Consider the following 9628-nt stretch of genomic DNA (forward strand, 5'->3'; position numbering starts at 1 on the left):
CTGCGCAGGCCCCAGGCCGTGCGGCCCGCGACCAGGGCCAGCGCGCCCACGCCGCCCACCGCCCGCATCGCCGAGCGTCCCAGCCAGGCCAGGGCGGTGGTGCTCACGGGGGATGACACGGCAGGGTCATGCGAGGGCCTCGTCCGGCGCGCGCTCCAGTTCCGGCGCCGGGGCCCCATCGTGCACCAGTCGGCCGCCTCGCAGGTACAGCCAGCGGGGCAGGGGGAGGTCCACCGGCGCTTCCGGCGCCGCCACCAGCAGCGTCCCCTTGCCGGCGACCTCCAGCAGCACCCTCGCCACCTGCCGCGCCGTGCCCGGATCCAGGCCCGCGAACGGATCATCCGCCAGCAGCACCGCCGGCCTCGCCGCCAGCGCCCTCGCCAGCCCCGCGCGCTTCTTCATGCCGCCGGACAGCCGCTCGGGCAGCGTGTCCGCCGCGTCCGACAGTCCCACCGAGCGCAGCACCGCGTCCGTGCGCTCGCGGGCCTCCGCCTCCGGCACGCGCCGGCGCAGCAGCGGCTGCATCACGTTCTGCCGCACCGTCAGCGAGTCGAAGAGCGCGTCCGTCTGGAACACGAAGCCGAACGACGCCTGCCGTCCGCGCGCTCCGGCGCCGAGAGCCGGGCGACGTCCTGCCCGTCCCATGTCACCCGGCCGGAGGAGGGGAGCAGCAGCCCCGCGAAGGCCTTCAGGAGCGTCGTCTTGCCCGCCCCTGAACGCCCCAGCACCAGCGCCTGCGTGCCGGGCGGGACGTGGCAGTCCGTGGGCTCCAGCACCGTCCGTGCGCCGTAGCGGATGCCCAGGGCTTCGGCGCGCAGGTCCATGACTAGGGCTTGGGCCAGCGGAAGAACTGGTACACGCCGAAGTCGCCCGACGCCCCGATTTGCGTGGGCGACGTCGCATCGAGGACACGCATGTTCTTCGCGTTCGGACTCGAATAGACAATCGTCCACTTCGTGCCATCGAAAAACTGGAGGGTGCCCGTCGCGGTCGTCACGTAGATGGCCTTCTGCCCGAAGGCCACCACGTCGGTGAGGTCCGGCTCCAGTGCAGGCGAGAGGAGCCTCCGCCAGGAGCCGTGATTCCTCTCAAGGATGACGCCCTTGTCGCCCACTGCGTAAGCGTAGTTCGCGCTCACCACATACACTCCGCGCAGATAGCCGTCCGGGAGGCCTGCGGGAAGCGCCTCCTCCGTCCAGCCTCCATCCGCTGGATTGAAGCGTGCGACGCGTGCCCTGGGAGGGTTGGGTGGAGGGTCGTTCGCGCCCACTGCCAACATCGTCTCGGGCTTTTCGGCCGCGTGCACCGCGCGGAGGTTGATGAACAGGCCGTCAACCTTGACGGGATCGGCGGGAGGCATCCAGCGGAAGATGAGGCCATTGCTCGCGACGCCGTAGAGCGTCAGCGGAGTGGCACCTGCCGCGTTGAAGCCCACGAGTCCATTGAGGGGCTCGATGCTGTCGGGAGTGGTGGCCGGGGTGCAGTCGGGCTGCGCAGGCAGCTTGCTGGCCAGTCTTCCCCCGTTCCCTGCAAGAAACAGCTGTCCCGAGTCGCTGACCCATGCGGCATTCCAGGTCCCGGTGCAGGTGGACAGCGTCAGATTCCCATTGGGCTCGACCTTCAGCAGGTTGTCGGAATTCAGGGTCCCTGCGCTGCCCGCGAGCCAGGCCAGATTCTGTCCGACGGCGATGGCCCTCCAGGACGGGTCCGTCGGAATCCCCCCAGAACCCTGCCAGTTCAGGTCGTTCTGGCCACAAATGCTCCCCTCATCCACGCCACCCACGCAATTGTTGTCCAGCCGGTCGCAGGCCTCTTCCCGTCCCGCATTCACGAAGGGGGAGCTCTCGTCGCAGTCAGAGAACTCCGCGACCGTGCCGGGAGGCGGGGTGCCGCACTTCACGCCTCCATCCATGCCCGCCTTTCCATCGCCGTCCTCATCGAAGAAGTAGGCCGTGGGAGTGACGGTGCTGAAGCACTCGACGCCAGCGTCCATCAAGTTGCAGCGGTTGCCGCCCTCGCACTGGAAGTCGTTGAGGCAGGCCCCGCCCAGGTTGAACCCCTCGTCCGTCGCGTCGTTGCGGTTGTCGTCCCGGGTGTCGCAGCGGGACTCCATGACCCCTGGGTTGATGCTCCGGTTGGTGTCGTCGCAGTCACCCGTCCGGGACGCGCTCAGCGGAGGTCCCATACAGGCCGCTGGCAGCGGATCCAGGTTACGGTTGCCGTAGTTGTCGCCGTCCGCGTCCGTGTACCAGGGCGTGGGGCCCTTCTGGTTCGCATCCCGGTCGTTGCAGTCCGTGCCCTGGTCCTCCGTGCGCACGAACCCGTCCCCATCGGAGTCCGTGGCGCTCAGGGACAGGTCCACCGGCGTGATGCCGTCCTTCGCGAGGCTCGCGTCGGTCTGCGCCGTGGCCACCTGGGCGCCGTCGCACGACTGCTCCCGCGCCGTGGCCAGGAGCTTCACGTCGTTGCTCCAGCCGGCTTGCCGGAACACCGCCACGGACAGCGTGCCCGGAGGCGGACCGGCGGGCACGTTCACGTCCGTCGTGACCTGCCGGGAAGGGTCCGACTGATCCGTGACCCTCAGCGTCACGCACCCCGGCCGAAATCCTTCGTAATGAACCTGCACCTTCAGAGCGGCGGACTTGAGGCCATCTCCCTTGGAGCATCCCGCGAGGACACCCACGAGCACGGCGAGCAGGAATAAACGCATGGGACACGCATTCTGGGGCGCGTCCCACACCCGGAGTGGGACGGTCGGCGCCACCGTCGGCATTTCAACCCGAGAGTCTTCTTCCCGACCCTTAGTCCGCCCCGCGAGGCATCGTCCAGCCACGCCCCGCTCATCCCCCCGCGATGATGGCTTCCGTGTATAGGGGCCGCTGACCTTTCAACACTGGCCCGCTCCACCGCCCGTCATATGCCCACCGTCCGCCGTGCCCTCCTCGCCGCGCCCCTGGGTGCCTGCCTCTGCGCGCTGGCCCCGGACGCGCTCGCCCAGACGACGCCTCCGCCCGCGTCCCCGGCGCCCTCCGCCACGTCCCCCGCCAGCGACTTCCCCAGGCCTCCGGAGCAGGACTCCGGCGCCGCTCCGCTGACGCTGGAACGCGCCGTGGAGCTCGCCTCGCGCAAGAACGAGGCCGTGCTCGCCGCGGGACAGACGGCTGAGGCCGCCCAGGCCCGCGTCGCCCGCGCCCGCGCCTTCTTCCTGCCCACCCTCGCGGCCACCGGCACCTACACGCGCCGCCTGCGCGAGTCCACGCGCGAGGTCGGCGGACAGACCATCGTGCTCCAGAAGTACAACGCGCTGGGCGCCGTCTTCTCCGGCCGGCTCACGCTCTTCGACGCGCGCGGCTTCCCGCTCTACAAGGCCGCGAAGCTGGAGAGCGAGGCCTCCAAGCTGGACGCCCTGGAGACGCGCCGCCAGGTGGCCTTCAGCGCCGCCAACGCCTTCCTCGTCACCCTGGCCAACCAGCAGGTGTACCAGGCCGCCGAGCAGCGGCTGGCCTACGCGAAGCAGAGCCTGACGGACGCCCAGGCCCGCGCCAACGCGGGGCTCGCCAGCACCAACGACGTCACCCGCGCGGAGCTGGAGGTGGCCACCGCCGAGTCCAACCTCGCCGCGGCCCTGGGCGACGCGGAGACGAGCCGCCTGGAGCTGGGCTACCTCCTGGTGGAGCGGGTGCAGGGAGCGCTCGCTCCGCCGGAGCCGCTGCTCGCGGACGCCGTGCGCCCCGCGCCGGCCCTGGAGCTGCTCACGCAGGGGGCCACGGACCGCCGTCCGGACATCCTCTCCGCGCGGCTGCGCGTGCGCTCGCTGCGGGAGAGCGCGAAGGAGCCCCTGGCGCGGCTGCTGCCGTCCCTGGGGGCGAGCGCCCAGTACCGCCTCACCAACGAGGCGGGCCTCAACGGCAACGTCGGCGACGGTTTCCTCGCGGTGGACCTCACCTGGACCCTCTTCGACGGCGGCGCCCGCTACGCGGATCGCGACGAGCGCGTGGCCATCGCCAACGCCGCGGAGCTGAACACGCAGGCCGCCACGCGACGCGTGCCGGTGGACATCGAGCAGGCGCGGGTCAACCTGGAGACGGCCCGGGCCGCGCTCGCGCAGAGCGAGCAGGCCGCGAAGGCGGCGCGCAAGAACGCCACGGAGACAGGCATCCTCTACCGCCAGGGCCTGTCCACCGCGCTCACCGTGGCGGACGCGTCGCTCAGCCTCTTCGAGGCGGAGGTCGCGCTGGCGCGCAACCGCTATGGACTGGGCGTGGCCCTGCTGGGGCTGCGGGCCGCGGTCGGACTCAATCCCCTGGGGAAGGAACCGTGAAGGCAATGCAACGCACTGGAGCGCTGGCCCTGTCGCTGGCCATGCTGGCCCTGGCCCCTGGCTGCAAGAAGGACGCGCCCGCGCAGGGCGGCAAGGGCGCGGGCCGGGGGCCCACCCAGTTCCCGGTGGAGGTCGCGGCCGTGGAGGCGCGCGACGTGGAGTACGCGGTCAACGCCGTGGGCGCGGTGGAGGCCTTCGAGAGCGTGCAGATCACCGCGCGCGTGCCGGGCGCCCTGGAGCGCGTGACCTTCTCCGAGGGCCAGGTGGTGAAGAAGGGCGACACGCTCGCGGAGATCGAACCCGCGCGCTACGCCATCGCCGTGCGCGCCGCGGAGGCCGCGCTGCAGAAGGCCCAGGCCGCGCTGGTGGAGGCGAAGGCCGGCGCCGAGCGCCGCGCGGAGGTCAACGCGCAGAGCCCGGGCCTGCTGCCCGCCGAACAGCTGGAGACGTACCAGGCCCGCGCCGCCACCGCGCAGGCGGACGTGGCGGCCGCGAAGGCGGTGCTGGATCAGGCGCGGCTCAACCAGCGCGACGCGTACGTGCGCGCCCCCATGGACGGCGTCCTCCAGACGCGCACGGTGCAGACGGGCCAGTACGTGCAGCCGGGCGTGGTGCTGGCCACGCTCCTGCGCCGGGAGCCGCTCTTGTTGCGCTTCAACGTGCCCGCGGCGGACGTGGCGCGCATCACCCCGGGGATGCCCGCGCGCTTCACGGTGCGCTCGGAAGGGGGCACGTACGAGGCGAACATCACCTACGTGTCCGCGAGCGCGGACGCGCAGAGCCGCATGGTGGCGGTGACCGCGGAGGTGACGGGCGAGGACGCGCGCAAGCTGCGCCCGGGCGCCTTCGCCACGGTGAGCGTGCCGGTGGAGTCGCGCGGGGACAGCCCGGTGATTCCGCAGACGGCCATCCGCCCCAGCGAGCGCGGCTTCCTGGCGTTCGTGGTGGAGGACAGCAAGGCGCGCGAGCGCATCCTGGAGCTGGGGCTGCGCACGCCGGACGGGAAGGTGGAGGTGAAGGAGGGGCTGAAGGCCGGTGAGACGCTGGTGGTGCGCGGCGCGGAGGCCCTGCGCGACGGTGTGGCCGTGCGCGTGGAAGAGGAGCGCCCGAAGCCGAAGGTGGTGGGCGAGCAGCCCGCGACCGGGGGCCGCGGCGGCGCGGGCGCGGAGGGCCGCCCATGAGCATCACCGACGTCTGCATCAAGAAGCCGGTGTTCGCCTGGATGATCATGGCGGCGACCATCATCTTCGGGCTGGTGGCGGCCCAGCGCATCGGCATCAGCCAGTTCCCGGACGTGGACTTCCCCACCATCAACATCTCCGTGTCGTGGGAGGGCGCCAACCCGGAGGCGGTGGAGTCGGACGTCGTCGAGTTCATCGAGGAGGCCGTCACGCAGGTGGAGGGCGTCAAGAGCATCACGTCCTCCGCGCGCCAGGGCAGCGCCAACATCACGGTGGAGCTGGACCTGTCGCGCAACGTGGACCTGGCGCTGCAGGACGTGCAGACCAAGGTGAGCCAGGCCCAGCGCCGGCTGCCGCAGGACATCGACCCGCCCATCGTCTCCAAGTCCAACCCGGAGGACCAGCCCATCATGTGGCTGGGCGTGTCCGGGCCCTTCTCCCAGCAGGTGGTGAGCGACTTCGCGCGCTACCGCGTGAAGGAGCGCCTGCAGACGGTGCCCGGCGTGGGCGAGGTCATCCTGGGCGGCCTGCTGGAGCGCAACGTGCGCATCTGGGTGGACGCGCGGAAGCTGGACGCGCACGCGCTCACGGTCACGGACGTCATCGCCGCGCTCCAGCGCGAGCACGTGGAGCTGCCCGCCGGCCGCATCGAGACCCAGGGGCGCGAGGTGAACGTGCGCTTCATGGGCGAGGCGCTGGACCTGGCGACGCTGGCGAACGTGGTGGTGCGCGAGGAGGGCGGCCGCCCGGTGTACCTGCGCGACGTGGCCCTCGTGGAGGACGGCTTCGAGGACGAGCGCCGCATGGCGCGGGTGAATGGCGAGCCCGCGCAGGCCATGGGCATCAAGAAGCAGCGCGGCGCGAACGCGGTGGCGGTGGCCCAGCAGGTGCGCCAGCAGATGGCGGAGCTCCAGAAGGAGCTGCCGGAGGGCATGAGCGCGAGCATCAGCTTCGACTCGACGCAGTTCATTGAGGAGAGCGTGCACGAGATCGAGTTCGAGCTGCTGCTCGCGTGCATCCTCACCGCGTTCGTGTGCTGGGTGTTCCTGGGGTCGCTCTCCAGCACGCTCAACGTCGTGCTCGCCATCCCCATGTCGCTGTTGGGCACGGTGGCGGTCATCTACTTCCTGGGCTTCACGCTCAACACGTTCACGCTGCTGGGGTTGGCCCTGGCGGTAGGCATCGTGGTGGACGACGCCATCATGGTGCTGGAGAACATCTTCCGGCACGCGGAGGAGGGGAAGGACCGGGTGCGCGCCGCGCGCGAGGGCACGGCGGAGATCACCTTCGCGGCCCTGGCGGCGACGCTGGCCGTCGTGGCCATCTTCCTGCCCGTCGTCTTCATGAAGGGCATCATCGGCCGGTTCTTCCTCCAGTTCGGCGTCACGCTGTGCGTGGCGGTGCTCCTGTCCTACGTGGAGGCCATCACCCTGGCGCCCGCCCGGTGCGCGCAGCTGCTCAAGACTTCGCGCGAGCACCGCGGCCGGGTGGGCGTGGTGGTGGACAAGGCCTTCGCCAGGCTGGAGGCGCTGTACGCGCGGGCGCTGGGCTGGGGGCTGGTGCGGCCCTGGCGCGTGCTGCTGGCCGCGGTGGCCCTGCTCATCCTGAGCGCGTTCGCGTTCAAGGCGCTGCCGGGCGAGTTCGTCCCGTCGCAGGACCAGGGCCGCATGTCCGTGCGCCTGCAGACGGCGGTGGGCAGCAGCATCGATGAGACCAACCGCCTCTTCAAGCGCGCGGAGGCGTTCGTCGCCAGCCGTCCGGAGGTGACGCGCGTGTTCGCGGTGGTAGGCGGCGGCGGCTCCTCCGTGAACTCCGGCTTCATGAGCCTGACGCTGGTGCCGCCGGAGCAGCGCATGACGCAGGCGGAGTTCGCGCAGGTGCTGCGCAAGGAGCTGAACGGCTACCCGGGGCTGCGCGCGGTGGTGCAGGACCTGTCGCAGGCGGGCTTCACCGCGCAGCGCGGCTTCCCGGTGGAGTTCAGCGTGCGCGGGTCGGACTGGGACAAGCTGGTGGAGGCCAGCCAGACGCTGCGCGAGCAGCTCCAGGCGTCCGGCAAGGTGGTGGACCTGGACACGGACTACCAGCTGGGCCAGCCGGAGCTGCGCATCACCCCGGACCGGGCGCGCGCCGCGGACCTGGGCGTGCCCATCCAGGCGGTGGCGTCCACGGTGAACGCGCTGGTGGGCGGCGTGCGCGTGGGCAAGTACAGCAGCGGCGGGCGGCGCATCGACGTGCGCATGCGCCTGCTCGCGAGCCAGCGCTCGCGGCCGGAGGACCTGTCGCTGCTCAAGGTCCGCACGGCGAACGACGCGCTGGTGCCCCTGTCGTCGCTGGTGACGCAGGAGGAATTGCCCGCGCTCCAGGCCATCACCCGACGCGACCGGGAGCGCGCCATCAGCGTCTTCGCCAACGTGGCGCCGGGGGCCAGCCAGGAGGAGGCGCTGGCCACGGTGGAGTCGCTGGGCAAGGATTTGCCCGGCGGCATCCGCGTGGTGGCGGGCGGCGCGAGCGTCGCGTTCCGCGACTCGATGAGCAGCCTGCTCTTCGCGCTCTTCATGGGCATCGCCGTCGCGTACATGGTGCTGGGCGCGCAGTTCAACTCGTTCCTGCACCCGGTGACGGTGCTGACCATCCTTCCCCTGTCGGTGGCGGGCGCGTCGTTCGCGCTGCTCGTCACGGGGAACACGCTGAACATCTTCAGCATGATCGGCCTGCTGCTCCTGATGGGCATCGTGAAGAAGAACTCCATCATCCTGGTGGACTACGCGCTCCAGCAGCGCGAGCAGGGCGCGGACGCGGTGCAGGCGATGCTGCGCGCGGGCCCGGTGCGCCTGCGGCCCATCCTGATGACGTCCACCGCGACGATGATGTCCGCGGTGCCGGCCGCGCTGGCGCTGGGCGCGGGCAGCGAGACGCGCGCCCCCATGTCCATCGCGGTGCTGGGCGGCCTGTCGGTGTCCACCGTGCTCAGCCTGCTCGTGGTGCCCGCGTTCTACGTCGTCGCGGACCGCCTCAAGACGCGGCTGGGCCACCGGCTGCGCAGGGGGAAGGGTGGGGACGACGACTCGCAGGCCGTCCCCGACGAGCCCCGGCCGCTGCCGCACGGGTAGCCGGCCCGGGCGCTGGCCCCTCCGCCCGAGCCCCTCTCGCGGGGGCGGGCGCTGGAGGGCTGAAGGCTTGCGTCCGGATGCCCACCCTCCGGGAGGGGCCCGCCGCGGGTGCGTGCCCCCGGGCGCCTCGGGCGCAAGGAGCGGCCATGGACCTGGGTTTCCTCTCATTCCTCGCAGAGCCGGGCTTCGTCCTGCCCTGGTACGCCGTGGGCCTGCTCGGGGCGGGCTGGGTGGTCCACGACACGCGGCGGGTGAACACGCAGGTGAAGCCGGTGATGAAGTGGGCGTGGCCCCTCATCGTGCTCTTCCTGTCCGTCTTCGGGCTCGCCGTGTACCTCTGGAGCAGCCGGCCTCCGGCGGCGGGCGCGCGGCAGGGGCACGCGGCCCGGGACGCGTATGACGCCTACGCGGAGACGATGCCGCGCCGGGTGATGGGCTCGGTCATCCACTGCGTGGCGGGGGACGGGCTGGGCATCATCACCGCCATGGTGGCGGCGCGGCTGCTGGGCCTGTCGTTCTGGCAGGAGTTCTGGTTCGAGTACGCGGTGGGCTTCGCCTTCGGCTGGTTCATCTTCCAGTACAAGGCCATGCGCGGCATGGCGGACAGCGCGCTGCAGGCCCTGTGGATGGGCGGCCGCGCGGAGTTCTTCTCCATGATGACGGTGATGGCGGGCATGGGCGCGGTGATGGCCTGGGTCACCCCCCTCGTGGTGGGGCAGCAGCCGCGCCCGGACACCTGGGCGTTCTGGGGCTTCGCGATGCTGGGCCTGCTGGTGGGCTTCGTCGCCACGTACCCCATGAACTGGGCGCTGGTGCGGCTGGGCTGGAAGCACGGCCTGGGACACCACCCACCGCCCACCTCGCGGGGCAACGGCCAGGGCGGGCTGGCGTGGCGGGTCGCGGTGATGGCCACCGCGGGCGTGGCCGCGCTGGCCGTGCCGGGCGTGCTCTTCGAGGTGCACGAGGGCAGGCCCCTCGCCCTGGCGTCCTCCGCGCTCCCGGAGGGCAGCGGCGGC

Annotated in this window: 5 protein-coding genes and 1 pseudogene; 4 read left to right on the top strand and 2 right to left on the bottom strand. The window is 71.7% G+C overall.

From position 1 onward, the window contains the following. Positions 1 to 126: 126 nt before the first annotated feature. Together ACLEQD_RS29515 and ACLEQD_RS29520 are read right to left on the bottom strand one after the other, a co-directional pair. A pseudogene (locus ACLEQD_RS29515) lies at positions 127 to 824 on the bottom strand (ATP-binding cassette domain-containing protein). A 2-nt stretch (positions 825 to 826) separates the two neighbouring features. Continuing rightward, positions 827 to 2710 (bottom strand): MopE-related protein, encoded by a 1884-nt coding sequence (locus tag ACLEQD_RS29520; RefSeq protein WP_410388608.1) that lies wholly within the window; start codon positions 2708 to 2710, stop codon positions 827 to 829. 207 nt (positions 2711 to 2917) lie between these two features. On the opposite strand from ACLEQD_RS29520, the gene ACLEQD_RS29525 reads away from it, so the two are divergent. The 4 genes from ACLEQD_RS29525 to ACLEQD_RS29540 all read left to right on the top strand — a co-directional run. Next, on the top strand, positions 2918 to 4321 hold the full coding sequence (locus tag ACLEQD_RS29525; protein ID WP_410388610.1) for a TolC family protein: 1404 nt from the start codon (positions 2918 to 2920) through the stop codon (positions 4319 to 4321). A 5-nt stretch (positions 4322 to 4326) separates the two neighbouring features. Next, positions 4327 to 5502, top strand: a complete 1176-nt coding sequence (locus ACLEQD_RS29530) for an efflux RND transporter periplasmic adaptor subunit (RefSeq protein ID WP_410388612.1) — start codon at positions 4327 to 4329, stop codon at positions 5500 to 5502. Continuing rightward, positions 5499 to 8612: an efflux RND transporter permease subunit gene (locus ACLEQD_RS29535; protein ID WP_410388614.1), complete on the top strand. Its 3114-nt coding sequence runs from the start codon at positions 5499 to 5501 to the stop codon at positions 8610 to 8612. Before ACLEQD_RS29530 ends, ACLEQD_RS29535 begins: the two co-directional genes overlap by 4 nt. Before the next feature lie 146 nt (positions 8613 to 8758). Then, positions 8759 to 9628: DUF4396 domain-containing protein (locus ACLEQD_RS29540; RefSeq protein ID WP_410388616.1), on the top strand; the 870-nt coding region annotated here is incomplete at its 3' end.

The sequence above is a fragment of the Corallococcus sp. 4LFB genome (genome assembly GCF_046520365.1).
Taxonomy (GTDB): Bacteria; Myxococcota; Myxococcia; order Myxococcales; family Myxococcaceae; genus Corallococcus; species Corallococcus caeni.

Coding starts and splice junctions, on each gene's coding strand:
- ACLEQD_RS29520 (WP_410388608.1), bottom strand. CDS start 2,710: ATGCGTTTATTCCTGCTCGCCGTGCTCGTGGGTGTCCTCGCGGGATGC.
- ACLEQD_RS29525 (WP_410388610.1), top strand. CDS start 2,918: ATGCCCACCGTCCGCCGTGCCCTCCTCGCCGCGCCCCTGGGTGCCTGC.
- ACLEQD_RS29530 (WP_410388612.1), top strand. CDS start 4,327: ATGCAACGCACTGGAGCGCTGGCCCTGTCGCTGGCCATGCTGGCCCTG.
- ACLEQD_RS29535 (WP_410388614.1), top strand. CDS start 5,499: ATGAGCATCACCGACGTCTGCATCAAGAAGCCGGTGTTCGCCTGGATG.